The following is a 25,118-nucleotide window of genomic DNA, read 5'->3' as shown; positions in this document are numbered from 1 at the left end:
GCCCCGGATTCTACGCCGGCCGGTCGCGCCTGCCGCGAATGCGGAGGCTGGGGTCGGAAAGCAGCGCGGAAATCCTCGCTTCGTGGCGATTCGGATTGCATCCCACAACCCCGGCCTCCTCCGGAAGGCCGCCCGCGTAACTTAAGCGGGCTCTTGTTCCGCTGCTTCGATGCGGCCGCTTCACGGCGGGCGGGGGTATCCTGAGGGCCTGGATTCCGGAGAACCGCCATGCGCACCCTCACCGCATCGCTCGCCCTGCTGCTGCTCGCTCCCCTGGCCGGCTGCGCCACGATGGGCGGCGGCGACCCCACCGCCGACCTCAGCAACCCCGAGGTCACCCGCCGCGCCACCCCCGACGGCGACAACGTCGAGGAATACCGCGTCGCCGGCCAGCTGCGCGTAGTCAAGATCACGCCGCTGCGCGGACCGGTCTATTACCTGGTCGACAGCGACGGCGACGGCACCCTGGACAGCAGCAAGGGCGAGGGTCCGATCTCGCCGGTGCAGTACAAGCTGTTCAGCTGGTAAGCACGGCGGCCCCATGTCCGGACATGACATCCGCATCCTCAGCGGCGAAGACGAACTGCGCGCGATCTGGCCGCTGGTGTCGCAGCTGCGCCCGGAGTTCGACGAAGCGCGCTTCCTCGCCCAGATCCAACGCCAGATCGCCCAGGGCTGCCGCGTCACGGTGCTGTTCGACGACGGCGGCGCGCCGCGCGCGTTCGCGTGCTGGCGGGTGATGGAGATGCTGGCGGTCGGCCTGCACGTCTACGTCGACGACCTGGTCACCGACCAGACCGTGCGCAGCCGCGGTTACGGCAAGGCCATGCTGGACTGGCTCAAGGCCGAGGCGCTGCGCCTGGGCTGCGCGCGCCTGCAGTTGGATTCGGGCACTCAGCGCCGCGACGCGCATGCGTTCTATCTGCGCGAAGGCCTGCGCATCGAAGCCTTTCATTTCGGGATCGCGCTGGGCGAGTAGCCGGCGCGGCGATGCGGTTCGCGGCGTTCATCGCATCCCATGGCGTGGCGTTTCCGGGCCTGCGTGGCTCCACGGCGCGCGCCTAGCTCAAGCCGATTGCAAGTTGGCTGGGCGCGATCGCCGCGCTCGGCGGCGGCGCGCAACGCGTTAGCGCGCGCATGCGCACGCGCGGCTGCCGTTCGTCGCCGCATTGGCGCCGATCTGCGACAGCGCGCACAAACGACTTTGCCGAAACAGTGATTTCGGCGCACGCGCCCGCGTTAAATCTAGGCGCCGGCGTGGAATCGCTCGCGCCGGTCCGGCCTTGAAGGCCGGTTCCGATGCTCAACATGGAGGTTCATCGATGCTTAGTCTGAAGCCGCGCAGCCTGTCTGCGCTGATCGCCCTTGCGCTGATCGCACCGGCCGCCAATGCGGCCCCCACCTGTCCCGCCAACGTCCTCGCCCAGCCGAAGACCAATCAGCTGTACGTGCTGTATCCCACCGTCACCACGCCGTTCCCGTCGATCGGCCCGTCCACCTCGGCGGCGCCGTTCAACGTCGCCGACCTGGACCCGGTGGTGGGCAGCACCACGACGCTGCGCAATCGCATCACCGATTTCATCGTCGACGATTACTGCGAGTTCAACGTCAAGATCAATCCGGTCACCGCGCTGCCCAGCCCGACGGAACCGCGCTGGCAGATCGTGGCGGTCGGCTCCGACACCGCCGGCAGCCTGTTCGGCCAGGCCCAGGCCGTGGACACCAACGACGCCGACCCGCAGGACTACGCGCGCGTGTGGGCCAAATCCTTCAAGGACACCTACGGCGCCGCCGGCCAGCCGCTCAACGGCATCGGCTCCACCCTGGAGCGCTGGTCCACCGCGATCGGCACCACCACCTCGCACGAAGCCGCGCACAACTACGGCGCCGCGCACGGTCACTCCGCGCCACGACCGACCGAGGACGCGCAGAACTGGCACATCATGGCGACCGGCTCGACCGGCCTGACCGGCGAGATGCGGGCCGCGCGCAATCGCCACTTCAGCGACACCGAGTACGAGATCCTGGGCCACAACGTCGGTCTCAACACCAAGACCCTGCACAACTGGGACTTCGTCAATCCCAACAACACCAACGCCAACAAGATGCGCATCAAGCTGCTCAGCACCAGCAACAGCTTGAGCATCAACTGGTGGTACAACGGCTCGGAAAGCCCCTGGCAGAACCCGACGGTGACCTACACCGGCGGCACCCAGAACTTCCAGGGCAACGTCTACTACGTGCACAACCTGGACTTCGTCACCGCCAAGCCCTGGAGCGGGCCGACCGCGGGCGTGGTGATGCCGGCCGCGCCGTTCCATACCGGCGCCAGCTTCGCCGGCAGCGCCAGCGTGATCGTGTTCGACGTGCAGTTGTTCAACGGCGCCACCCTGTTGCCGCTGGCGCCGCGCCTGGCCGGCTACGACGCCGGCGACATCGACGTCGCCAGCGGCGCGTTCAATCTGAACTTCTTCAACACCAACCCCGCCGCGGGCGCGCTGGAGTTGTCGGAGGTGCAGATCTTCCGTTCGCCGCGCATGCTGGATATCTCGGCGATGATGCGCGACGGCCGCCCGGTCGACGTGCGCGGGCAACCGGTGGAGTTCCACTCCAGCAGCATCATCCGCAAGCAGATCGTGGCCGACCGCCTGCAGATCCCGCTGGGCAAGCTCACCGATCCGCGCACCGTGGACATCGTCTACAAGCCCGAGGACTGCCCGCAAGGCGCCAAGGGCGCGTCCAGGCAGGGACCCGGCGACCATGCCAGCGGCGAGATCAAGTATTGCCACAAGGGCAACGCGCTGAGCCTGTTCCCGAACACCTACACCTACCTGGTCGCGAACGTGATCCAGCCCAATGCGACCTATTGGGATCCGCGTCTGCGCAAGTTCGTGCAGGGGCCGCAGCAGAACACCATCTACTACCAGGTGGGCGGCGTGGTGCCGGACCTCAACCGCAACGGCCAGGACGATCTGATCGACATCCGCACCGGCGTGTCCAAGGACGAGGACCGCAACGGCGTTCCGGACGACGCCAGGCCGGAGCAGTGAGGGTTTGAAGCGCTAGTTTCATCGTCGATGCGCCGGGCTAGGGCCCGGCGCATCGCATCTAGCTCAAGCGGGTTGCAGGTTGGCGTAGGCCAGCACCAGCCATTTGCTGCCGGCGTCGTCGAAGTTGATCTGCACGCGCGCGTGCGCGCCGCTGCCCTCGTAGTCGGTCACGGTGCCGACGCCGAAACTGGCGTGGCGCACCTGCGCGCCCAGCTTGACCGGCGGCGCTTCGATCGCGGCGTGGCCGTAGTCGCGGCGCGGCTGGTTGCCGAACACCGGCCGCGAGACCTGCACCTTGGGCCGGACCTCGTGCAGCAGCGACGGCGGGATCTCGCGCAGGAAGCGCGAGGGCACCCCGTACATGTCCATGCCGTGGATGCGCCGGGTCTCGGCGTAGCTGAGCACCAGCTTCTGACGCGCGCGGGTGATGCCCACGTAGGCCAGGCGGCGCTCCTCTTCCAGGCGTCCGGACTCCTCGGTGGAACGGTTGCTGGGAAACAGGCCCTCTTCCAGGCCGCCCAGGAACACCAGCGGGAATTCCAAGCCCTTGGCGCTGTGCAGGGTCATCAGCTGCACGCCGTCGTCGCCGGCCTGGGCCTGGCCTTCGCCGGCCTCGAGCGCGGCGTAGCTGAGGAAGGCGATCAGCTCCGGCATGGCCGCGGCGTCGTCTTCGTCGCTGCGGGTGAAGCGCGAGGCCACCGAGACCAGTTCGTCCAGGTTGTCGGTGCGCGAATCAAGCTGGCCGCGCGATTCGTTGGCGTAGTGCTCGCGCAGGCCCGAGCGCTGCAGGACGTGATCGATCTTCTCCGGCAGCGGCATCGACACCAGCTCGGCTTCGAGCTCGTCGATCAGCTTGACGAAACCGGCCAGCGCGTTGCGCGCGCGCGCGGCCAGCAGGCTCTCGCCGGCCATCCAGCGCGCGGCCACCCACAGCGGCGCGCCGTCGGCGCGCGCGCGCTTGCGCACTTCGTCCAGGGTGCGTTCGCCGATGCCGCGCGTGGGCGTGTTGACCGCGCGCTCGAAGGCGGCGTCGTCGGCGCGGTTGGCGACCAGCCGCAGATAAGCCAGGGTGTCCTTGATCTCGGCGCGCTCGAAGAAGCGCTGGCCGCCGTAGACGCGGTAAGGCACCTGTTCGGACAGCAAGGCTTCTTCGTAGGCGCGCGACTGCGCGTTGCTGCGATAGAGGATGGCGACGTCGCCGTGGCTGCCGCCGTCGCGCACCCACTGGCGCAGGCGCTCGACCACGAAGCGGGCCTCGTCCATTTCGTTGTAGGCCGCGTACAGATCGATCGGCTCGCCCTGGCCGGTGTCGGTCCACAGCTTCTTGCCCAGGCGGTCCGGGTTGTGCGCGATCACCGCGTTGGCGGCTTCCAGGATGTTGGCGCTGGAGCGGTAGTTCTGCTCCAGGCGGATGGTCTGGGCGCCGGGGAAATCGCGCAGGAAGCGCTGCACGTTCTCGACCTTGGCGCCGCGCCAGCCGTAGATGGCCTGGTCGTCGTCGCCGACCACGAACACGCGGCCGCTGTCGCCGGCCAGCACGCGCACGAAGGCGTACTGGATGGCGTTGGTGTCCTGGAACTCGTCGACCAGGATCTCGCGGAAGCGGTGGCGGTAGTGCGCCAGCAGGGCCGGGTTGTCGCGCAGCAGTTCATGCGCGCGCAGCAGCAGCTCGGCGAAGTCGACCAGACCGGCGCGCTCGCAGCGTTCCTGGTAGGCCTCGTAGGCGCGCCGCATCGCGTCGGCCCAGGGATCGGCGGCCGGCTGGATGTGCTCGGGGCGGCGGCCTTCGTCCTTCTGGGCGTTGATCCACCAGGCGATCTGGCGCGGCGGGAAACGCGCCTCGTCCAGTTCCAGCGACTGCACCACGCGCTTGACCAGGCGCAGCTGGTCGTCGCTGTCCAGGACCTGGAAGCCTTCCGGCAGCTTGGCGTCCTGCCAGTGCAGGCGCAGCAGGCGATGGGCCAGGCCGTGGAAGGTGCCGATCCACATGCCGCGCGCGCCGTTGCGCAGCTGCAGCTCGACGCGGTTGCGCATCTCGCCGGCGGCCTTGTTGGTGAAGGTGACCGCGAGGATGCCGTGGGTGGGCACGCCGAAGACTTCGTTGAGCCAGGCGATGCGGTGGGTGAGGACGCGGGTTTTGCCCGAGCCGGCGCCGGCCAGGACCAGATAGTGGCCGGGGGCGGCCGATACGGCTTCGCGTTGAGCGGGATTGAGTGCGTCGAGCAGGTGCGATACGTCCATCGTCGTATTGTAGCGGCCGCACCCGCGGGAACCTTGCTCGGGCCTGGATATCCAATGCGCATGCGCCTCATGCCCTGTCTGCTGCTGACCGTCTGCGCGCTGGCCCTGGCCGGCCCGCCCGCGCGCGCCGACGACGACGCGGGCGTCGCGCGCACCCTGCGCAGCGGCGGCGGCAATGCGCTGCAGGTACGCGTGGAGGGCGTGGCCGACCCGGAACGCGCGGCCTTGCTGCAAGCCTGGGTCGCCGAATGCGCGGACGCGGCCCTGACCGCGTTCGGGCGCTACCCGCTGCGCACGGCGCAGGTGCGGGTGCGCGAGATCGACAGCCGCGATTCCAGTCCCGTGCCTTGGGGCCAGACCCGGCGCGGCGATGGCGTGGCGGTGCTGCTGTTCGTGCGCCGCGACGCCAGCCTGGCCCAGCTGCGCGCCGACTGGACCGCGGTGCACGAGCTGTCGCACCTGTTTCATCCTTATCTGGGCCGCGAGGGCCGCTGGATGGCCGAAGGCCTGGCCAGCTATTACCAGAACGTGTTGCGCGCGCGTGCGGGCCTGCTCAGCCAGGACCAGGCCTGGCGCGCGCTGGACGCCGGTTTCGGCCGCGGCCGTCGGCTCGGCCCTGGCCCCGCCCTGGCCGAATTGGGGCGCGGCGGGACCATGCGCGTGTATTGGGCCGGCGCGGCGTATTGGCTGGAAGCGGACCTGGCCCTGCGCCGCGAGCGCGGACTGGACCTGGACACGGTGCTGTCGCGCTACGCCCGCTGTTGTCTGGACGCGACCGCGGACGACATGGATGCGGTATCGCCACAGGACTTCGCGGCCGAGTTGGATCGCCTGGGCGGCGACGGCGTGTTCGCGCGGCTGTACCGGCGCTATGCGCGTTCGCGCGAGTTTCCGGATCTGAGCGCGGCCTACGCCGCGTTGGGCCTGGAGCCCGATGGCGGCAGCGGACTGGGCTATTCGCCGCGCGCCGATGCGCAAAAATTGCGCACTGCGATCATGGGCCCACGCGCGCGCAACGCGGCGCCTTGAACGCATCGACCCGGTTCGGCGCATGGGTGCGTCCGGCCCCGCCGAGGCCTGGATACCGATGATAGATTGCGACGGTGACGCGTTAGGCCATGGAATCGGCAGAGACGCCGCTGGCTGCCGGTACCCACCACTCGCATAGCGGCATCGGACAAGGAGTCTTACAGATGCACAAGATCTTGTTAGGCGCGACGATCGCGCTGATCGGCCTGGGAATGAGCTCCAGCGCGAACGCGTGGCCGCCGCCGACCGACACCTGCAACGCCTCCAACGCGGGTGCGCAAACCGCCACCCAGTTCGGTTCCGGCTACATCGTCTGGGAATGCGACGGCAGCCAGTGGAATTTCATGCTGCAGTACGTCTGCGACTGGAACGGCAACAACTGCATACCGCTCTGATCCCGGGCGCCGGACGCAGAGGCGAGCGCCTCTGCGTCTTCCATCCCGTCGCGCGCCTCTAAAAGCGCCCGACAGGCTCAGTGCGCCGGCTTGGCCTTGGGCGCGTGCGCCATCAGCTTGTCGGTCATCGCGATGCCGATCGCCGAGACGATGAAGACCATGTGGATGATGGTCTGCCACATCACGCCGGTCGAGGTCGAGGTGGTGCACTTGGCCACCACGTCCTTCATGCCGGCGGCAACCGCGTCGGCGGCCGCACGACTGGCGTTGATCGCCTCCAGCGTGTTGCACATCGGCAGGCCCAGGTCGCCTGCGGCGATGAAGGTCTTGAGCAGGTGGATCGAGGAGATGCCGATGATCGCCATCGCCAGCTTGACCTTGAGCACCGAGGCGTTGACGTGGCTCAGCCACTCCGGCTGGTCCGGGTGCCCTTCCAGACGCAGGCGCGAAACGAAGGTTTCGTAGCCGCCGACGATCACCATCACCAGCAGGTTGGAGATCATCACCACGTCGATCAGGCCCAGCACGATCAGCATGATCCCCTGCTCGTTCAGGGTGTTGGCGCCGTGGATCAGGTGCCACAGTTCCTTGATGAACAAGAACACGTAGACGCCTTGGGCGACGATCAGGCCCAGGTACAACGGCAGCTGCAGCCAGCGCGAGCTGAAGATCAGCGCGGGCAGCGGATTGAGGCGTTCGGTACGCTCGACGGTCATGCGAGGGCCTGGCGGGCTGGTGTCAAAGGTCGTCCAGGGTAACGGCGCGCCCATGACCGCGCCAAGTCGGCGCCTGAACGAAGCGCGCCGCTTCAGGGCCCACGCGGCCGGAACGCGGCGTTCCCCGCCGGCCGGGACCGCCGCCCGGCGCTGCGCTTACACTCGCCCTTCGTCCCCGCTCGGCCCGCCCATGATCGACCTGTATTACTGGCCCACGCCCAACGGCCACAAGATCACCCTGTTGTTGGAAGAAGCCGGGCTGGACTACCGCATCCGCCCGGTCGACATCGGCGCCGGCGACCAGTTCAAGCCCGAATTCCTGGCGATTTCGCCCAACAACCGCATGCCCGCGATCGTCGACCACGCGCCCGCGGACGGCGGCGCGCCGATCAGCGTGTTCGAGTCCGGCGCGATCCTGCATTACCTGGCCGCCAAGATCGGCACATACCTGCCCGCCGAACCGCGCGGCCGGGTCGAGGTCGACGAGTGGCTGTTCTGGCAGGTCGGCGGCTACGGCCCCATGCTGGGTCAGAACCATCACTTCAACCGCTACGCGCCGGACAAGATTCCCTACGCGATCGAACGCTACGAGCGCGAAACCCAGCGCCTGTACGGCGTGCTCGACCGCCGCCTGGCCGGGCGCGAGTACATCGCCGGCGACGCCCTCAGCATCGCCGATTTCGCCTGCCACCCCTGGGCGCATGCGCACGCCTGGCACTACATCGACCTGGCCGACTATCCCCAGGTCCAGCGCTGGCACGACGCCCTCGCCGCCCGCCCCGCGTTCCAGCGCGCGTATGCGTTGGAGCAAACCTACCGCCCGTCTCGCGAGATGACCGACGAGGCGCGCAAACACCTGTTCGGAACCCCGGCCCGCACCGCATGAACACTCCCTTCGCCCGCCGCGGCCTCGCCGCCTGCCTGTTGCTCGCCATGTCGCTCACCGCCATCCCCGCGCTATCGCAGAACGCTCCCGAAAAACTCACGCTGGAAGCCCTGGCCGGCGACGCCCCGCTGTCGGGCCCCAGCCTGACCAAGCCGCGCATCGCGCCCGACGGCAGCCGGGTCGGCTTCCTGCGCGGCAAGGAGCGCGACAAGAACCGCCTGGACCTGTGGGCCTACGACATCGCCAGCGGCAAATCCAAGCTGCTGGTCGATTCCGACGACGTGCTGCCGGGCGCGGAAGTGCTCAGCGACGCCGAGAAGGCGCGCCGCGAGCGCCAGCGCATCGCCGCGCTGTCGGGGATCGTCGATTACCAGTGGTCGCCCGACGCCAAGACCCTGCTGTTCCCGCTCGGCGGCGAGCTCTACCTCTACGACCTGAGCAAGACCGGCAAGGCCGCGGTGCGCAAGCTCACCCATGGCGAAGGTTTCGCCACCGATCCCAAGCTCTCGCCCAAGGGCGGTTACGTGAGTTTCGTGCGCGACCGCAACCTGTGGGTGATCGACCTGGCCGACGGCAAGGCCACCCAGCTGACCCGCGACGGCAGCGACACGATCGGCAACGGCATCGCCGAGTTCGTCGCCGACGAGGAAATGGACCGCCACACCGGCTACTGGTGGGCGCCGGACGATTCGGCGATCGCGTTCGCGCGCATCGACGAAAGCCCGGTGCCGGTGCAGAAGCGCTACGAGGTCTATCCCGACCGCACCGACGTGGTCGAGCAGCGCTATCCGGCCGCGGGCGACCGCAACGTGCTGATCCAGCTGGGCGTGATCGCGCCCAGCGGCGGCGCTGCGCGCTGGGTGGACCTGGGCAAGAACCCCGACATTTATCTGGCCCGCGTCGACTGGCGCGATCCGCGGCACCTGACTTTCCAGCGCCAATCGCGCGATCAGCACCTGCTGGAACTGATCGAAGCCGACCTGGACAGCGGCAAGCAACGCACCCTGGCGAGCGAACGCGCCAAGACCTGGGTGCCGCTCAACAACGATCTGCATTTCCTCAAGGACGGCCGCATCCTGTGGAACAGCGAGCGCAGCGGCTACGAGCACCTCTACCTGCTGTCCGCCGACGGCCGCAAGGCCACCGCGCTGACCTCGGGCGACTGGCCGGTGGACAGCGTGCTGGCGGTGGACGAGGACGCCGGCCAGGTCTACTTCGCCGCCGGCAAGGACTCGCCGCTGGACGTGCAGATCTACCGCGTGGCCCTGAGCGGCGGCGCGATCGAACGCCTGTCCAAGACCGACGGCATCCACAGCGCCAGCTTCGCCCGCAACGCCAGCGTCTATGTCGACAACTGGTCCAACCCGCTGACCCCGCCGCAGTTGGAGTTGTACCGCAACGACGGCAGCCGCATCGCCGCGCTGATCGACAACGATCCCGCCGACGCCAAGCATCCCTATGCGCGCTACCGCCAGGCCCATCGCGAAATCGAGTTCGGCAGCCTGACCGCGGCCGACGGCAAGACCCGACTGCAATACAGCGTGCTCAAGCCCAGCGGCTTCGACCCGGCCAAGCGCTATCCGGTGGTGGTCAACGTCTACGGCGGTCCGGCCGCGCAGACGGTCAAGCGCACCTGGGCGCCCGACTTCAACCAGTACCTGGCCCAGCACGGCTATGTGGTGTTCTCGATCGACAACCGCGGCACGCCGCGCCGCGGCGCGGCCTTCGGCGGCGCGCTGTACGCCAAGCAGGGCACGGTGGAAGTCGCCGATCAGCTCAAGGGCGTGGCCTGGCTGAAGTCGCAGCCCTGGGTGGACGGCGAACGCATCGGCGTCTACGGCTGGTCCAACGGCGGCTATATGACCCTGATGCTGCTGGCCAAGGCCAGCGATGCCTACGCCTGCGGCGTGGCCGGCGCGCCGGTCACCGACTGGGCGCTGTACGACAGTCACTACACCGAGCGCTACATGGGCTTGCCCGACCAGAACGTCGCCGGCTATCGCGAAGCGCGCGTGCTCGAGCACATCGACGGGCTGAAGTCGCCGCTGCTGCTGATCCACGGCATGGCCGACGACAACGTGCTGTTCAGCAATTCCACCGTGCTGATGAGCGCGCTGCAGCAACGCGGCCAGCCCTTCGAACTGATGACCTACCCCGGCGCCAAACACGGCCTCAAGGGCAAGGACAATCTGCATCGGATGCGCATCACCGAAAACTTCTTCGCGCGCTGTCTGAAGCCGTGATCGCGGCCGCGCTACGCGCCTGGCGCGGGCCGCTGAGCGCGGCGGCCCTGCTGGCCTGCGCCGTCGCCCAGGCGCAGGCGCCGACGCTGGGCGCGAGCGAGTCGCAGGCGCGCGCGCTGATCCAGGCGCGCCTGGTCGCCTCGCCTTACAAGATGTCCGAGCGCGCGCGCAGCGGCCGCATCCGTTACGCGCTCGCGTTCGAGCCCGCCCTGGTCTGGCCCTGGCCGGCCACCGGCGAACAACGCGTGCGCGTGCGCGATGCCGCCGCCGCGACCGCGCTGATCGACGTCTGCGCCGACTGCGGCGACGAAGCGGCGCCCGACCCGGCCGAACTGCGACGCTATCTCGCGCCCAACGCCTGGATCGACAGCGACCAGCGCAGCGTGCGTGCGTTCGCACGCCAGCACGCGCGCGGCCAGGGCGTCGAACGCCGTATGCAATCGCTGGTCAAGGCCGTGCAGCAGCACATGAACGGCCCTATCGCTTACCGCGATTATCTCAGCGCCTCGCAGGCGCTGGCCTCGCGCGGCGGCGACTGCACCGAGTTCGCCGTGCTGCTGGCCGCGCTAGGGCGCGCGCAGGGCATCCCGACCCGCGTCGCCTACGGCGTCGCGTACGCCAGCCGCTTCACCGGCCAAAGCCATGTGTTCGGTCCGCACGTGTGGGTGCAGGCCTGGGACGGACGGCGCTGGATCAGCTACGACGCCGGCCTGGGCCGTTTCGACAGCGGCCATATCGCCCTGCGCATCGGCGACGGCCTGCCCGAGGACGGCACCGGCGTGCTGGCGGCGATCGGGCGTCTCAAGGTGATCGAAGCCAGCGGCGTGATCGAAGGCGCGCGCTGAGCGCGGCATTCAACGCTCGGGGCGCGCGACGCTCTCGTCGTCGAGATCGGCCAACGCCGAAGCGCTATCCAGATGGGCGGCATCGCGCATCGGCAGTTCGGGCAGGTCGCTGTCGTCGACCCATTGCGCGTCTTGCGGATCGCTGACGCCGCCGCCGGTGATGGTGACGAAATCGAGCTCGGTCGACTCGCATTCGACGGCGTCGGCGGCCGGCAGCAAAGGCGTGGCGGCGACCGGCGTGGCGGCGGGCTCGGTCGCGGCCGGCGCCAACAGCGACGGCGGATCGGCCGCGAACGCGCCGCCCGACACCAGGGTCGCGGCGATCGCGAGGCCGAAACCGGCGCCGCGGCGCGCGGGCGCCGGCCTGGGCACCCCGTAGGACACGCAGATCGGCCCGGAGGCGGCCTGCAGCAAGGCGCGTCGCTCCGCCTCGCTCAAGCCGTCCAGGGCATGCACCTGGGTCTTGCAGTGGCCGCAGTAGCCGTTCAAGCGGCGCAGTTCGTCGATGCCGAGCGGACAAGGCTGGTCGATCTTGGGTACCAGGGCCATGGCGAGCGTTCCTGCGAGGGTGGGATACCGTCGTTAACGGCTAACGCGTGGAATCGGGGTTTGCGTTGGGTTCAACGGCGCCGGCGCGATCGAGCGCGGCCATCCCGTCGTCCAGCGAAGCGGCCTCGCGCATCGGCAATTCGGGCAGGTCGCTGTCGTCGACCCAGTGCGCGTCGGCCGGGTCGTTGACCCCGCCCACCATTTCGATTCTCTCGATGCTCGTGACCTCAGCCTCATCGGCGCAGTCCTTCGTCTCGTCCTGCGGCACCAGCAACACCGGCGGTCCCTTCACGGGCGAGATCAGCGACGTAGGCGAGCCGGCGGCGAACGCGCCGCTCGAGACCAGGGTCGCCGCGATCGCGATACCGAAGCCCGCGCTGCGCCGGGTCGCACGCGGGCGTTCGGCGCGGTAGGCCACGCAGATCGGCCCGTCGGCGGTGCTCAGCAACGCACGCCGTTCGCCATCGCTCAAGGCATCCAGGCGATGCACCTGCTTGTCGCAGCGCCCGCAATGCCCGTCCAGCCGGCGTTGCTCGTCGATCCCCAACGGACACGGCGAGTCGATCTTCGGTACCTGAGCCATGGCGCCCCCTTGTTTGCGTTTTACCACGGCGTCCGCGCGTGCGCGCACCGCCTTGGCGCAGGGCCCGGGACTGCGGATACTGCGTCCATACGCACTAGGGAACGCCCGCATGTCCATCGCTCCGCCGCCCCTGCCCAAGCGCGACTGGGCGCAACGCAATCGTCTGTGGCTGCTGCCGCTGCTGGCGGTGCTGTGCCTGGTGGTACCGCTGGCCATCGCCGGCGGCGTGTTCTCGATGATCATGAAGGACATGAAATCCCACCCTGCCTACGTCGAAGCGGTGACGCGGGCGCGCAACGATCCCCAGGTCGCCGCCGCGTTGGGCAAGCCGATCGAGACCGGCATGTTCGTGATGGGTAGCGTCAGCGGCAAGGACGAAGGCCATGCCTATCTCGAAATCCCCCTGGTCGGCGCCAAGGCCGAAGCCAAGCTGACGGTGGCGGCGCTCAACGAGGGCAAGGGCTGGGAGTACGCGACCATGCTGGTGCGGCTGGCGGACGGACGCGAGATTTCGCTGATCCCGACCACCGCGCCGGCCCTGGACGAGTCGTCCGACCCGCCCTGCTGCGACCGGCCTGCGTCCGATGCCGACGATTCCGAGGCTTCCGGCGACGTCGACGACGCCTGATTCGCGGTACGTGACCTACGGCGCATGCCCGCGCCGGGCTTGGGGCCTATGGTCGGCGGACCTCCCACCGGCCCTCCATCGCCCATGAAGACCCTCGCTCTCGCGATTTCCCTGGCGCTGCTCGCGCCGACCGCCGCGCTCGCCGCGCAGGCGGCCGCCAAACCCGCCGCTGCCGCCACCAAGCCGGTACCGGCCTGGGTCACCACCAGCAACGGCTACGCCCAGATCCTGCTCAAGGCGCAAGGCGAGTTCGCGCCGGAGCAGATGTCGTTCTTCGGCGTGCCCGGCTTCGACGAGCGCGTCGCCGACCTCAAGCCCGACACCGGCGCGCGCTACCGCGCCACCATCGCCAAGGCGCGCGACGAACTGCGCGGCAAGCTCCAGCTCGAGCGCAACCCGGACGTGCGCCAGGACCTGGAGATCATGATCGCCGCCGCCGATCAGAGCATCGCCGGCAGCGAGCTCAACGAACGCCTGACCCTGCCGTGGAACGACGCCCCGCAGATGGTGTTCCAGGGCATGCAGGGCCTGCTGTCCGACCAGACCCCGCCGGAGCGTCGCGCACGCGCGCTGGCGCGCCTGAAGAACTACGTCGGCCAGGGCGCCGATGCCACGCCGATCACCGTGCTCGCGCGCCAGCGCTACGAAGAGCGCGCGACCGATGCCGCCAAGCTGCGTCCGACCAAGCTTGAGGTCGAACAGGCCCTGGGCAACGTCGAGACCTACGCGGCCGGCATCCGCAAGCTGTTCGAGAAGTACAAGATCGCCGACGCCGAGCCGGCGCTGAAGGCGATGGAGCAGCAATTCAAGGATTACGCGACCTGGGCGCGCGCCACGGTGCTGCCGCAGGCGCGCACCGACAACCGCCTGCCGCCCGAGCTGTACGCATTCGGGCTCAAGCAGTACGGCATCGACGTCGACCCGCAGCTGCTGATCCGCCGCGCCCAGGTCGAGTTCATGGAAACCCGCGCGGCGATGCGCCAGCTCGCGCCGCTGGTCGCCCAGGCCAAGGGCATCACCGGCATCGACAGCCACGACTACGTCGCCGTCATCAACGCGCTGAAGAAGAACAGCATCCCCAACGATCAGTTGGAAGCGCGCTACCGCACCGTGATCGACGCGATCGATCCGATCATCCGCAAGGAAAAGATCGTCGACGTGCCGCAGCGCCCGATGGTGATGCGCCTGGGCAGCGAGGCCGAATCGGCGGCGCAGCCGGCGCCGCACTTCCTGCCGGCGCCGCTGATCGGCAACACCGGCCAGCAGGGCCAGTTCGTATTGCCGATCGCCGTTCCGAACCCCGACGGCAGCACCCTGCACTACGACGATTTCAACTTCGACTCCGTTGCCTGGACCCTGTCGGCGCACGAGGGCCGCCCCGGCCACGAACTGCAGTTCACCGCCATGGTCGAACGCGGCATCTCGCTGGCGCGCACCATGTTCGCGTTCAACTCGGTCAACGTCGAAGGCTGGGCGCTGTACGCCGAAGCCGAGATGGTGCCGTACGAGCCGTTGGACGGCCAGCTGATCGCGCTGCAGTTCCGCCTGATGCGCGCCGCGCGCGCGATGCTGGACCCCATGCTCAACCTGGGCCTGACCGACCGCGAAAGCGCGGGCAAGGTGCTGCGCGAGCAGGTCGGCCTGTCGCCGGCGATGACCAAGCAGGAACTGGACCGCTACACCTTCAACGCACCCGGTCAGGCCGGCAGCTACTTCTACGGCTACAGCCGCATCCTCGAGCTGCGCATGGAAACCGAACTGGCGCTGGGCGACAAGTTCGACCGCCTGGCGTTCAACAACTTCCTGCTCGACCAGGGCCTGCTGCCGCCGGACCAGCTGGCCAAGGCGGTGCGCGAGAACTTCGTGCCGGCGCAACGCAAGCGCTGATCGGTCGCGATGCGCAGGCCGCGGGAGCCCGTCTCCCGCGGCCTGTTTTTTTCAGGGCCGCGCGCGCTCGGCGGCCGGCGCCAGGATATGCAGGCGCGCCGACGCGGTGCGCGCGTGGCTGGCCTTGCCGTACATCAGTTCCACCCGCGCCGGCGCGGCCAGATAGTCGCCGCCGTTGCCGGCCAGCGCGAAGTAATGCAGCTCGTGGCGCCCGGCCGGCAGGTACTCGGCGTAGAAGCGCGGACTGCGCGCGTCCAGCCGGCGCGTGTTGAACCAGTAAGTGCCCGGATCGGACACGCGCTTGAGGTCCAGGCCGGCGACGCCGTTCAAGCTCAGATCGGTGGGACGCAGACCACCGGGCGCGTCGTCGGTGATGGCGACGAAGTGGCGCGTCGCGCCGTTGTGCACGACCAGACTGATGCGCAGCCAGTCTCCGACGCGCACCTCGGTCTTCGCGACCGGGATCCAGCGTCCGTCGCGCAGCACCGCGTAGCTGCGTTCGATCGCCAGCCCGATCGCGCTAGCCTGGGCGTGGCGCGCGTCTTCGCGATAATCGACTTCGGCGAAATAGGCCACCGGTGCGGCGCCCGGCCGTCCCGGTTCGATCCGCAGCGTACCGGCCGCCGCCGCTTGCGGCCGCCATTGCGTCTGTGCGTCGCCGGGTGCCAGGCGAAGTTCGCTGCGTTCGGCGCCCAATGCGACCTGGGCCGCGTAGGGCTCGCTGGCCTTGGCGACGGCATCGTCGCGCAAGGCCGCCAGGCAGACCGCGCCGCTCTGGGTATCGATGCGTTCCTCGCCGCTTGCGTACAGGTCGGTGAGGCCGGCGATCAGTTCCCGGCGCGCGCTCGCGTTGGCCAGGTCCGGGTACTCGCGCAACAGATCGATCAGCGCGCACTGCTCGCGCAAGTCGGAACTCATCCAGCGCTCGTAATCCGTGCCCGCCGACAGCACCCGCGACGGCCCGCGCGCGGGCGCGCGCGCCAGCAGCTCTTTCACCCCTAAACGCGCGCGTTCGTCGCCCAGCTGCGCCGAGCCGCGCGTCAGCGCGATCTGCGCCGGCAGGGACAGGCGCTGCCACTGCTTCCAGAAGGGCGTCAGCGCATCGGCGTCGGCCACGCCCTGCGCGCCCAGCGCGAGCGCCGCGCGGTTCAACGACTCGATCTGTTCCTCGGTACGCGCGTCCAGCGCCCGCACCGCGGCATGGCTGCGCAGGAAACCGGCGGCGCGGTCGCGCAAGGTCGCAGGCACCGGCTGGCCCAGGCTATGCAGCAGCTGCAGGGCCTCGGCGGTGTAAGCGGTCAGCGCGATCTGCGGCTGCTCGCGCGGATCGCGTTGGAAATCCAAGCCGTAGTCGTTGCCATCGTCGGTGAAGTAGCGAAAACCGCCGTCGTCCCTCTGGAACACCGCGGCGTTGTCCAACGCCTCGCGCACCGCCGCTTTGGCGCCCGGCCACTGCGCACCGCCGTCGCGTTGCAAGGCCAGTGCGGCCGCGACCGCGCGGCTGAGAATCTGCTCCCAGCAGCGATGCGGATAGTCGCGCAGGTCCGCGGTCCAGCGATCCACCAGGGCGCCGCTGCCGCGCTGCAAGCTCAACTGCAATGTCGGATCCAACGCGCTGGCGGGCAGCGCGGGCAATGCCAGGGTCATGATGCCCTCGCCTAGCCAACCGGCTTGCCGGCGCCGCGCCGCGATGTAGGGCGAGGCGACCTCGATCGGCGCCGCGACCGCGTCGCGATCGGCGCCGGCCTCTACCGCGGCGGTGGCGAGCATGCTGCCGACGGCGTCGGCGAGGAGCTCGCTGGAATACCCGGTCTGCCCGCGTGGCGCCAGTTCCAGCTTGCCTTCGCTGCGCGTGGCCGCGCTGCCCTCGGTCTGCAGTACGGTACGCACGTCGATCGCGCGTTCGCCGCTCTGGCGTGCGTTCGCGGCCAGACGCGCGCGATCGCCCGGATACAGGCGCGTAGGCGTCTGCAAGCGCACCTCCAGCGGCAGCCCGACCTCGAGCGTGGCCTCGCTCATGCCGAAATCCTCGTCGGCGCCATTGCTCCAGGCCACCGCGCGCCAGCGGGCCAGGTTGTCGGGCAGCTTCAGTTGGATCCGGCGCGTCTCGCCGGCTGCCAGACGCAGCCCCGGCATCCATGCGGCGGTATCGGCGAACTGTGTGCGCACGCGCGCCAGCGCCGCCAGACCATGCCGGGCGTCGCGCGGCCGCGCGGGCGCGTCGAGTCGTCCCACTCCCCCGTAGAAAATGTCCTTCAGATCGATGCGCGAACCGGTCACCTCGATCCGGTCCAGCGTCGTCCCGGTTTCGACGTCGGCGCGCTTGATGCGCGATGCGGTGACTTCGATGCGATCCAGGGCGATCGCATCGCCGTCGACCGTGGTTCCCGGCCACGGCAGTTGCAATCGCCACGGCCCACGGACCCAGCCCTGGAAGGAGCTATCGCGCAGTCTGCCGTGGTGGCCGACCCCACCCAGCCATTGCTGGCCCTGGGGATCGAACAAGGCCCACTCCTCGCCCGCCAGGGCGCGCAAGGCATCGTCCAGCACCGTCAAAGTCACCTCGCGTGCCTGGCCGCTGCGGTTGCGCACCAGCAACGTCACCGTATCGCCGGGGCGAGCGGAGACCGCGTCGAAGCGCAGCTCCAGCGGTGGCGCCGACGGTGCGGGCGCCGGCAGTTCGATCCGCAGCTCGGCATGGCTGCGCGCCGGCGGGCGGCGGTAGCCGTCCGCATCCAAAGGTTCGGAAGCCGGCGTCGCATCGAGCACGTAGGCCGACACGTCCACGCCCTCCCGCGCCCGATCGCCCAGCTCGATATCGAAGCTTACCGCCGGTTCGGTCACCATTTTGATGCGATGTCCGATCAAGCGGTCCGCATCGCGCGTCAGCAGCAGCACCTGCGCTCGCGCATACGGCTGCATCAGTTGCACACGCGCCGTCGTATCGCCCGCCTCGGGGTTCCGCAGCAGTCGCAAACTGGGTTCTTTAGGCGCTCCTTCGGCGCCGCTCCATCCGCTCCATACGTAACGGGTGAGTGTCGCCGGCGCCGCCGTGCCGCTGCGCGCAAGCAGACGGTACTCGCCGGATTTCGCATGCGGAAAGTCGCAAGGCGTCAGCCTGCGCACCGCCAGCACGCAGCGCTGCAGCACCGTCGCGTCGTCATCGGCGTGTCGCACCTCGACTTCGACCGAGGCATCGGCGATTTCGCGTCCCTCGGCATCGATCACCACCGCTTCCAGCTGCGGCGTCCGATCGCGCTCCAGCGCCCAGGCCGGCTCGGTGCGCAGCCCGACGTAGCGCGGATAACGCGCATAGCGCGCCTGCACCGCATTGCTGGAGGTACCGTCGCGCTCGCTGGGAATCACCCCGGCGATGACTTGCAGACGGCCGAACGCGGGCAGTTTGTCGGTGTCCGGATCCCTGAGCGTGAACGCGACCGGCAGGCTCAGGCGCAGCTGCCCTTCACCGTTGGTGCGCCCCAGCTCGCCGCGATCTCCCTGCAAGGGAATCCCGCTCTCCGCGGCGGGGGTACGCACGTCGACAAACTCGTAGTCGCGGTACTGCGGGTAGGCCTGATCGAGCGGCAAGCCGGTCAGCATGCCGGACACTTCCGCGACTTTCGCGGCCACGGCCGGACCGCCCGAATAGAAGCCCGCGCTCAGGTCGATCTCGAAACGGTCGCCATCGCGCAGCAACCGATCCGGCGCGCTGGCTTGCGCCCACAGGTCCTGGCCTCGGTAGGTGCCGACGAAGAAACAGGTGCCCTGGGTGTCGCCGCGCTCGGCAATGCCGATGCAGTAGCTATCGTCCGGCAGATGCGCCGGGAGTACGAGTTCGCCCTGCAAGGCGCCGCTGTCGTCGGCGACGACGTCCCATTCCAGCACGTTCCTTTCAAACGGGCCGACCAGGCCCAGGCGCTGCGACAAGCCGCGCGCGCCGCTCTTCATGCGCGTGCCGTGCAACTCGCGCTGCCAAATCCGATAGCGCACGGTCTCGCCGGCGCGATACAGCGGCTTGTCGGCGACCCCCCAGAATCGACGCGCGTAGGGGCGGCCCAGCTCAAACTGCCAATCGTTCTCGCCCAGCGGCAATACGGCACGCGCCGCGCGCTGGCCACGGCCGTCCGTGGCGCGCAACCACCATGCCGCGGGCGCCTGGTTGCGGGAGTGCCGGCCCGGCTCCGGCAGGGCCAGGTCCGGCGGCAGCTGCAGCGCGACCGTGCCGTCGACGGCGGTGATTCCACGGGCCACTACCCGCGGCGGCACGGCGTCGGCATCGCGCAGCAACAGCTCGACCGTCGCCCCGGCGACGGCGCCGCCTCCGTTCCAATCGCTGGCCCAGGCAAGTACCTCGCGGCGGCCGGCGACGACGAACAGATCGAACGCGGGCGCGGCGAATTCCAGCGCCTCGTTCGGCTTGACCCACCATTGCAACCAGCCGTCGCCGTCCAGGACCTGGGCGACGACCGCAGGCGGCTTGACCGCGGCCGGCGCCAGCGAGCTCATGGATACCGTCGCGATTTCTGCGCGGGGCCGATCCGACAGGCCGATCACCTCGGTTTTGAGGCGCTCCACGCCGACGGCGTGCAGCAAGGCAGGCGGGTGCCGACCATCGGCGATCAATCCGCGTTCGTGCGCCGATCGCAGCGCAGGCCGGTAATCGCGCGTGCGGATTCGCAAAGTCACCGGCGCCACCGCGCTGCCGTCGGCCATGGACCGCAATGCATCGTCCAGAATCAGGCTGCGTTCGACTTGGGCCGCGTCGACGCTCAGGTCCAAAGCCTGACTCGGCGCGCGCTTGGGGCCGTCCTTGTCCGGCCCGAAACGCGGTTCGGAGTAACTGTGAAGATCGTAGGGCCGATTGAGGACCTTCACTTCAGCCGGCAGCTTGGCCGCCCATGCCGCCGCGTCCTCGCGCAAACGGTGCGAGAACACCATCTGCACTTTTTCGCCAGGCAAGCATTCGATCGCGAGCGCACCGTCGACCGGAACGACCTTGTGGGTCGCGTCGCGCCCGTCGCACACCACGCCGCGCAGGCGAAAGCGCTCATTGACGACCAGGTCGGCCAGCTTGCCGGAAGCGATGCTCCGCAACGGACCCTCGCTGCCGCGCAGGCCCGGACGTTGCGACAGCACTACGCGTGCGTCCGGCCGCGCAACGGTCGACAGATCAAAGGCGAAACGCGAGCCGGCCTGCCACGCCCACGACGGCGGCAGAGACTTCAATGCGGGCAGCGGCATATCGCGCCCATCCACCGTCAGCGTCAGAACATCGGCGACCTGCGCCATGGTGCTCTTGGCGCTGGTGGACAATTCGATCGTGGGGACGCCGTTTTTCCAGTCCCTCACCTCAGCCGACAAGTCCGGCCGCAGGTATTCCAGCTTCAAGGTCTGGGCGGGAACGGCGGCGCCGTCGCCGGTACGCAGGCCTGCGCCTAGCCGTATCGCGTACTCGGTGGCGGTCGCCGGATGACGACCCTCGCCGTAGCGGCATAGGATCCTGAGGTCGTCGCTCCATGCGCACTGCAAGGGCAACGCGGGCTCGATGCGAATCTGGTCGGCGGCGATGCTGTTGTCCCAGACCCGCATCGGGCGGTCGAACGCGATGGTCAGGGAGTCGAGATTCATGTCGGCTTCGACCTGAACGCCCTGTGCGGTCGCGGCCTGCGCCGGCGCCGTCAGCGCCATCGCGCACAGCGCCGCCGTCAGCCATCCCTTGAGCTCATCGCATGCACGCATGACCGTCCCCCAGTCCTTTCGGCATCATGAACAGCAACGTCCGAACTTGCCAACCGGGGTTGCGGCGACGAACACCCTCAATAGTTCAAGGTGAGCGTCAGCACATGCAAGGCGAACACGAAGCCGACCAGGAGCGTGCAGGCCAGCGCGATCAGGCTGGCGCCCAGGCGATGCCAGCGGTCGCGCGGCGCGCGCCAGACCTGGATCGCGTTGGCGATCGCGAGCGCGGCGATCGGCAGCGACAGCAGGGCCAGGCACTGGGCGAGGCGGATCCAGCCGTCCAGGCCGCCGTCGAGCAGGGCGATGTCGGCGTCGGCGCGCGCCAGCAGCCATAGCCACATACCGGCCATGGCCAGGTTCGAAAGCAGGCCCAGCCGCGTCGCCAGGCGCAGACGGCGCGCGCGGCGATCCAGGACCAGGCGCCGGCCGTAGTGACGCCGCACCAGGGCCGCCACCGGCCACAGCGACAGCATCAGCGCGTGCAGCGCCAACACGGCCAATAACAAGGGCAGCGACCAGCCCGCCGAACGCCAGGCCGGCACCGGCTGCAGCCACACCGCCGGCGGATGCGCGTCGCTGGCGACCGCGACCACCCGGCCGCGATCCAGCTTCGCCGCCAACAGCGCGTCGCCGTCGATCTCGCGCCAGACGTAGGGTCGCACCTCGCGCCAACGCCGCGGCTTGTCGTCCGCGCCGCGCAGCGACGAGACCGTGAGGCTGCCGTCGGGGTGCAGCGCTATCTTGGTCTGCGACAGGTAACGCGCGAGCACGAAGACGTTGTCGAACGAGGCGCGGCTACTTTCGTAACGGCCGACCAGTTGGCGGCCGTGGGTCGCGGCGCTGGCCAGGGTCGGCTCGGGTTTGCCCGCGCGCGGGAAATAACGCTGCTTGAAACCGCGCACCACTTCGCGGCGCAGCGCCGCCGCGCTCGCGGTGGGCCCGTCCACCGATACGAACAGGCCGACCTGCGACTGCGGGAACAGCAGCAAGCTGCTTTGGAAAGCCTCGGTCGCGCCGTCGTGGCCAATCGTGAGCACGCCGTTGTGATCGTTGCGGAAATAGCCCAGCGCCATCGCGTTCAAGGCCGGGAACGCGCGATACGCCGGCGCGTGCATGCGACGCGCGGTGTCGGGCTGCAGCAGCACCGCCTCGCCCAATCGGCCTTCGCCCAGCTGCATCAGCATGAAGCGCGCCATGTCCTCGGCCGAGGCCGACAGGCCGCCGGCCGGCGCCGGATTGACCAGTTCGAACGCGTGCGGCGGCGCGCCGCGTCCGTCGCGGTAGGCGCCGGCCAGGTCCGCCGCCAGCGCCTTGGGCAGCGGCTGGCGGAAGCTGGCGCGGTACATACCCAGGGGCCGCAGTATTTCGGCCTCGATGTAATCCTCGTAGCGCTGACGGGTCACTCGCTCGACCACATAACCGGCCAGCGCGGCGCCGTAGTTGGAATAGGCCGGCACTTCGCCGGGCGCGAACACGCGCTCGGGCTGCACCGACTTGAGATAGCGCGCGTTGCCGCGCAGGGTGCGGACGTCGGCCGCGAACAGATGCTTCAGCGATTCCTCGAAACCGGCGGTGTGCGTCATCAGCTGGCGCATGGTCGCCGGCCGGCCGCGATAGGGAGGAATCTTGAAATCCAGGTAGCGGTTGAGGTCGGCGTCCAGGTCGATGCGGCCGCGTTCGACCTGCTGCATCACCGCGGTCCAGGTGAACAGTTTGGACACCGAGCCCGGGCGGAACAGGGTGCGCGCCGGATCGACCGGGGTGCGGCGCGCGACATCGGCGTAGCCGTAGCCCTTGCTCAACAGCAGGCGACCGTCCTTGACCACGGACAGGGTCACGCCGGCGATGTCGCTGCGTGCGAGCGCGCTGCCGATCACGCCGTCGAAGTAGGCCAGGGCGTCGGCGGCCTCCAGTTGCGGCGCGGCATCGGCTTGCAGCGCGATCGCGGCGCCGGGCGCGAACGCGGCCGGATCCGGCAGGAACTCGGGCAAGGCGATCGCCGGCGCCTCGTCCTGGACGGGCGTGACCGCGAGCGCCGCGGCGCCGTCTTGGGCGGCGGCCGGATCGGCGCTGGCGGGCTCGGGCGCGGCCGGCGGCGCGAGCGGAATCACGTCGGTACTGGAGCTGCGACTGGGCGCCACCCCGGGACGCGGGGTCTCCTGCTCGAACACCACCGCGGCGGGATCGGCCGCGGCCGGCACCGGCTCGTCGGGTGCGGACGCGTCCGCTGGCGGCGGCGCGACGCCGGTCTGCGGCGACGCGGCGGGCGCGGCGGCGGCCGGCGGGGCCGCCAGCGCCGGCGGCGGCCGCAGCCCGGCGGTCGCCAACACCAGCACCAGCGAACACAGGCCGACCCGGCCCATCAGCGACTGCAGCGATTTGGACACCACGACTCCCCCTGTGCGGCCGACGCGATCGGCGGCGCGCCACATCCTAAGCGCCAGGACCCGTCGCGACCGGGATTGCGGTAGGATTTTGCCATTACGGACAAACGTTTTCTAAAAAGGACCGCTCCATGATCGCTTGGCAGGCCTCTCGTCTAGGCCCTAAAGTTCGACCATGACCTCGAACACACGCGCAGTGCGCCCCAAGCGTGACCCGAAAGGCAGCGTCTCCGGCATCGCCTCGCAACCGGGCGACACGCTGCGCGCCTTGCGTACCCAGCGCGGCTGGACCTTGTCGGAACTCAGCGATCGCACCGGACTGCCGATCTCGACCCTGTCCAAGGTCGAGAACAACCGCATGTCGCTGACCTACGACAAGCTGACCCGCATCAGCCGCGGGCTGGAGATCGATATCGCCGACCTGTTCGGCTCGTCATCGCAAGCCGCGGCGCCGCAGCAGGTGCCGACCGGACGGCGCAGCATCACCCGCGCCAACGAAGGTTATGCGATCGACACCGACAACTACGGCCAGCGTTTTCCGGCCTCGGAGCTGCGCCAGAAGCGCTTCACCCCGATCGTGGCCGAGATCCGTGCGCGTTCGCTGCAGGAGTTCGGCGAACTGATCCGCCACCCGGGCGAGGAATTCGCGCTGGTGCTGGAAGGTTCGCTGGAGCTGCACACCGATCTGTATGCGCCCGCGCGTCTGGAAGTGGGCGACTCGATTTATTTCGACAGCAACATGGGCCACGCCTATATCGCGGTCGGCGATGCGACCTGCCGGGTGCTGTCGGTGTGCACCGAATCCGAACCGCCCGAAAGCCTGCGCGCGAGCTATCAGGCCGGCGCGAACTCCGCGCGCGGCGCGACCGCTCCCGCCGCAAGCCGCCCCGCCCCGCCCCGGCGCCGCGCCGCCGGCTGAACCGGCGCGCTCGCGCACGCCGCCACAAGCCGATTCGCGCTGGAAAACAGCGCCGGATCGCGCGCGCACCGGCGTTGCGTCGGGACGCTTTCTTGATCGGAAAACAGCCGCCGTAGCGTAAATCCGCGCCGCGCCCCCCCTACCTGCCAGGGCGCGACCGCCTCCGCAAAAACGCCGACGCGGCCGGGTTCAGCTCACCCGCGACAGCATGCGGCGATGGCCGATCAGGCGCGCCCAGCGCGCGCCGATGTCGCTCATGCACACGTAGGCCGCTTCGCCGGCCAGGCGCAACAGCATGCGCGGGCCCAGCTGCAGTCGCGGTTCGGCCGCGCACAGCTCCCAATCGAAACCCAGCTGACGGGCGAACAGGGCGCAGCGCGCGAGGTGATAGCGGCTGCTGAGCAAGGTCACGCGCGAGCGCATGCCATCGCCCAGCAGATGGCGGGCGTTGCGCAGGTTCTGCAGGGTGTCGCGCGATTCGGCTTCCAGGCGCAAGGGCGCATCCGGCGACAAACCGCGCGCGAACAGGCCGCCGCGCGCGACCTCGGCTTCGCTGGGCTCGTCCGGCGCGCCGCCGCCCAACAGCACCACGCTGGCCGGCGGACGCGCGCGCCACAGCGACACCGCGCGGTCCAGGCGCGCTTCGAAATCGCGGTCGATGCGCCCGCGCGGCGCGTGCTTGCCGAACAGCAGCACGCATTCGCCGCGCTCGGGCTGGCAAGGCGCGTTGCGCGCCACCCGCAGCACGTGCACGAAGTAGCCGACATAGACCAGGCCCGCGCTCAGGGCGCATACCGTGGCGGCGACCGCGCAGGCGTGCAGCACGTCGCGATCGCCGAACAAGGCAAGGCGGTGGGCGGTACGGCTGGACATGCGCGCAGGCGGACGGAATGGCGGTGGGATGCGCAGTCTACGCCTGCGCCAGCGCCGCGCCGCATGCCGCGGGCCCGCCCTGGCGCAAGCGACAGCAAGCTGAACGCCGCGGCCTAATCGCTCCACGCCGCGCTGGCTATACTCCGGCCTC

Annotated in this window: 18 protein-coding genes; 11 read left to right on the top strand and 7 right to left on the bottom strand. The window is 69.5% G+C overall.

All coding sequences use genetic code 11. The features are described from left to right. Nucleotides 1-228 precede the first annotated feature (228 nt). From ASE43_RS08275 to ASE43_RS08265, 3 genes are all read left to right on the top strand, one after another. Nucleotides 229-528, top strand: a complete 300-nt coding sequence (locus ASE43_RS08275) for a DUF2782 domain-containing protein (RefSeq protein WP_056177837.1) — start codon at nucleotides 229-231, stop codon at nucleotides 526-528. A gap of 13 nt (nucleotides 529-541) precedes the next feature. Continuing rightward, on the top strand, nucleotides 542-979 hold the full coding sequence (locus ASE43_RS08270) for a GNAT family N-acetyltransferase (RefSeq protein ID WP_056177835.1): 438 nt from the start codon (nucleotides 542-544) through the stop codon (nucleotides 977-979). 343 nt (nucleotides 980-1,322) lie between these two features. Further along, entirely contained in the window at nucleotides 1,323-3,050 is a 1,728-nt protein-coding gene (locus ASE43_RS08265) for a hypothetical protein (protein ID WP_057160127.1), read from the top strand. A gap of 63 nt (nucleotides 3,051-3,113) precedes the next feature. On the opposite strand, the gene uvrD is transcribed toward ASE43_RS08265, so the two are convergent. Beyond that, on the bottom strand, nucleotides 3,114-5,291 hold the full coding sequence (gene uvrD / locus ASE43_RS08260) for a DNA helicase II (protein WP_056177831.1): 2,178 nt from the start codon (nucleotides 5,289-5,291) through the stop codon (nucleotides 3,114-3,116). Between the two features lie 54 nt (nucleotides 5,292-5,345). On the opposite strand from uvrD, the gene ASE43_RS08255 reads away from it, so the two are divergent. Next, nucleotides 5,346-6,320, top strand: coding sequence for a hypothetical protein (locus ASE43_RS08255; protein ID WP_057160126.1), 975 nt, complete (start codon nucleotides 5,346-5,348; stop codon nucleotides 6,318-6,320). A 164-nt stretch (nucleotides 6,321-6,484) separates the two neighbouring features. Then, entirely contained in the window at nucleotides 6,485-6,715 is a 231-nt protein-coding gene (locus ASE43_RS08250) for a hypothetical protein (RefSeq protein WP_056177826.1), read from the top strand. 77 nt (nucleotides 6,716-6,792) lie between these two features. Here the strand turns inward: ASE43_RS08250 and ASE43_RS08245 are convergent, their stop codons facing one another. Further along, complete coding sequence (locus tag ASE43_RS08245) at nucleotides 6,793-7,431, bottom strand: TIGR00645 family protein (protein ID WP_056177824.1); 639 nt, start codon at nucleotides 7,429-7,431, stop codon at nucleotides 6,793-6,795. A gap of 190 nt (nucleotides 7,432-7,621) precedes the next feature. Between ASE43_RS08245 and ASE43_RS08240 the strand changes: the two genes are divergently transcribed. From ASE43_RS08240 to ASE43_RS08230, 3 genes are read left to right on the top strand one after another with little or no spacing between them, the layout of a single operon-like run. Next, nucleotides 7,622-8,317 carry a glutathione S-transferase N-terminal domain-containing protein gene (locus tag ASE43_RS08240; RefSeq protein ID WP_056177823.1) on the top strand — a complete coding sequence of 232 codons (696 nt, stop codon included), beginning with the start codon at nucleotides 7,622-7,624 and terminating at the stop codon, nucleotides 8,315-8,317. Between the two features lie 47 nt (nucleotides 8,318-8,364). Next, nucleotides 8,365-10,560 (top strand): S9 family peptidase, encoded by a 2,196-nt coding sequence (locus tag ASE43_RS08235; RefSeq protein WP_057160631.1) that lies wholly within the window; start codon nucleotides 8,365-8,367, stop codon nucleotides 10,558-10,560. Next, a complete protein-coding gene (locus tag ASE43_RS08230) occupies nucleotides 10,557-11,405 on the top strand; it encodes a transglutaminase-like domain-containing protein (protein ID WP_057160125.1) in 849 nt (282 codons plus the stop codon). The genes ASE43_RS08235 and ASE43_RS08230 overlap by 4 nt, the downstream gene beginning before the upstream one ends. A 9-nt stretch (nucleotides 11,406-11,414) precedes the next feature. Here ASE43_RS08230 and ASE43_RS08225 read toward each other — a convergent pair whose 3' ends face one another. Then, the gene (locus ASE43_RS08225) at nucleotides 11,415-11,954 is read right to left on the bottom strand and encodes a hypothetical protein (RefSeq protein ID WP_057160124.1); all 540 of its coding nucleotides are present in this window, start codon (nucleotides 11,952-11,954) and stop codon (nucleotides 11,415-11,417) included. A gap of 40 nt (nucleotides 11,955-11,994) precedes the next feature. After that, on the bottom strand, nucleotides 11,995-12,537 hold the full coding sequence (locus ASE43_RS08220; RefSeq protein WP_157499768.1) for a hypothetical protein: 543 nt from the start codon (nucleotides 12,535-12,537) through the stop codon (nucleotides 11,995-11,997). A gap of 109 nt (nucleotides 12,538-12,646) precedes the next feature. Between ASE43_RS08220 and ASE43_RS08215 the strand changes: the two genes are divergently transcribed. Together ASE43_RS08215 and ASE43_RS08210 are read left to right on the top strand one after the other, a co-directional pair. After that, nucleotides 12,647-13,165 (top strand): cytochrome c oxidase assembly factor Coa1 family protein, encoded by a 519-nt coding sequence (locus ASE43_RS08215; RefSeq protein WP_057160122.1) that lies wholly within the window; start codon nucleotides 12,647-12,649, stop codon nucleotides 13,163-13,165. Between the two features lie 84 nt (nucleotides 13,166-13,249). Beyond that, nucleotides 13,250-15,052, top strand: a complete 1,803-nt coding sequence (locus ASE43_RS08210) for a DUF885 domain-containing protein (RefSeq protein ID WP_056177813.1) — start codon at nucleotides 13,250-13,252, stop codon at nucleotides 15,050-15,052. Nucleotides 15,053-15,103: 51 nt separating this feature from the next. On the opposite strand, the gene ASE43_RS08205 is transcribed toward ASE43_RS08210, so the two are convergent. Continuing rightward, nucleotides 15,104-20,791, bottom strand: a complete 5,688-nt coding sequence (locus ASE43_RS08205; protein ID WP_157499766.1) for an alpha-2-macroglobulin family protein — start codon at nucleotides 20,789-20,791, stop codon at nucleotides 15,104-15,106. 77 nt (nucleotides 20,792-20,868) lie between these two features. Then, complete coding sequence (locus ASE43_RS08200) at nucleotides 20,869-23,178, bottom strand: serine hydrolase domain-containing protein (RefSeq protein WP_157499764.1); 2,310 nt, start codon at nucleotides 23,176-23,178, stop codon at nucleotides 20,869-20,871. Between the two features lie 172 nt (nucleotides 23,179-23,350). On the opposite strand from ASE43_RS08200, the gene ASE43_RS08195 reads away from it, so the two are divergent. Further along, entirely contained in the window at nucleotides 23,351-24,094 is a 744-nt protein-coding gene (locus ASE43_RS08195; RefSeq protein ID WP_082576430.1) for an XRE family transcriptional regulator, read from the top strand. 189 nt (nucleotides 24,095-24,283) lie between these two features. On the opposite strand, the gene ASE43_RS08190 is transcribed toward ASE43_RS08195, so the two are convergent. Continuing rightward, nucleotides 24,284-24,967 carry a YdcF family protein gene (locus ASE43_RS08190; protein WP_056177808.1) on the bottom strand — a complete coding sequence of 228 codons (684 nt, stop codon included), beginning with the start codon at nucleotides 24,965-24,967 and terminating at the stop codon, nucleotides 24,284-24,286. Nucleotides 24,968-25,118 lie beyond the last annotated feature (151 nt).

This window comes from Lysobacter sp. Root983 (assembly GCF_001429345.1).
Lineage (GTDB): Bacteria > Pseudomonadota > Gammaproteobacteria > Xanthomonadales > Xanthomonadaceae > Lysobacter.
The sequence above is the reverse complement of the archived record's forward strand: the minus strand, read 5'-3'. Positions and strand labels throughout refer to the sequence as shown.

What these genes read in the sequence shown, in the direction of transcription:
- ASE43_RS08275 (WP_056177837.1), top strand. Translation starts at nt 229, where the DNA reads ATGCGCACCCTCACCGCATCGCTCGCCCTGCTGCTGCTCGCTCCCCTG.
- ASE43_RS08270 (WP_056177835.1), top strand. Translation starts at nt 542, where the DNA reads ATGTCCGGACATGACATCCGCATCCTCAGCGGCGAAGACGAACTGCGC.
- ASE43_RS08265 (WP_057160127.1), top strand. Translation starts at nt 1,323, where the DNA reads ATGCTTAGTCTGAAGCCGCGCAGCCTGTCTGCGCTGATCGCCCTTGCG.
- uvrD (WP_056177831.1), bottom strand. Translation starts at nt 5,291, where the DNA reads ATGGACGTATCGCACCTGCTCGACGCACTCAATCCCGCTCAACGCGAA.
- ASE43_RS08255 (WP_057160126.1), top strand. Translation starts at nt 5,346, where the DNA reads ATGCGCATGCGCCTCATGCCCTGTCTGCTGCTGACCGTCTGCGCGCTG.
- ASE43_RS08250 (WP_056177826.1), top strand. Translation starts at nt 6,485, where the DNA reads ATGCACAAGATCTTGTTAGGCGCGACGATCGCGCTGATCGGCCTGGGA.
- ASE43_RS08245 (WP_056177824.1), bottom strand. Translation starts at nt 7,431, where the DNA reads ATGACCGTCGAGCGTACCGAACGCCTCAATCCGCTGCCCGCGCTGATC.
- ASE43_RS08240 (WP_056177823.1), top strand. Translation starts at nt 7,622, where the DNA reads ATGATCGACCTGTATTACTGGCCCACGCCCAACGGCCACAAGATCACC.
- ASE43_RS08235 (WP_057160631.1), top strand. Translation starts at nt 8,365, where the DNA reads ATGTCGCTCACCGCCATCCCCGCGCTATCGCAGAACGCTCCCGAAAAA.
- ASE43_RS08225 (WP_057160124.1), bottom strand. Translation starts at nt 11,954, where the DNA reads ATGGCCCTGGTACCCAAGATCGACCAGCCTTGTCCGCTCGGCATCGAC.
- ASE43_RS08220 (WP_157499768.1), bottom strand. Translation starts at nt 12,537, where the DNA reads ATGGCTCAGGTACCGAAGATCGACTCGCCGTGTCCGTTGGGGATCGAC.
- ASE43_RS08215 (WP_057160122.1), top strand. Translation starts at nt 12,647, where the DNA reads ATGTCCATCGCTCCGCCGCCCCTGCCCAAGCGCGACTGGGCGCAACGC.
- ASE43_RS08210 (WP_056177813.1), top strand. Translation starts at nt 13,250, where the DNA reads ATGAAGACCCTCGCTCTCGCGATTTCCCTGGCGCTGCTCGCGCCGACC.
- ASE43_RS08205 (WP_157499766.1), bottom strand. Translation starts at nt 20,791, where the DNA reads ATGCGTGCATGCGATGAGCTCAAGGGATGGCTGACGGCGGCGCTGTGC.
- ASE43_RS08195 (WP_082576430.1), top strand. Translation starts at nt 23,351, where the DNA reads ATGACCTCGAACACACGCGCAGTGCGCCCCAAGCGTGACCCGAAAGGC.
- ASE43_RS08190 (WP_056177808.1), bottom strand. Translation starts at nt 24,967, where the DNA reads ATGTCCAGCCGTACCGCCCACCGCCTTGCCTTGTTCGGCGATCGCGAC.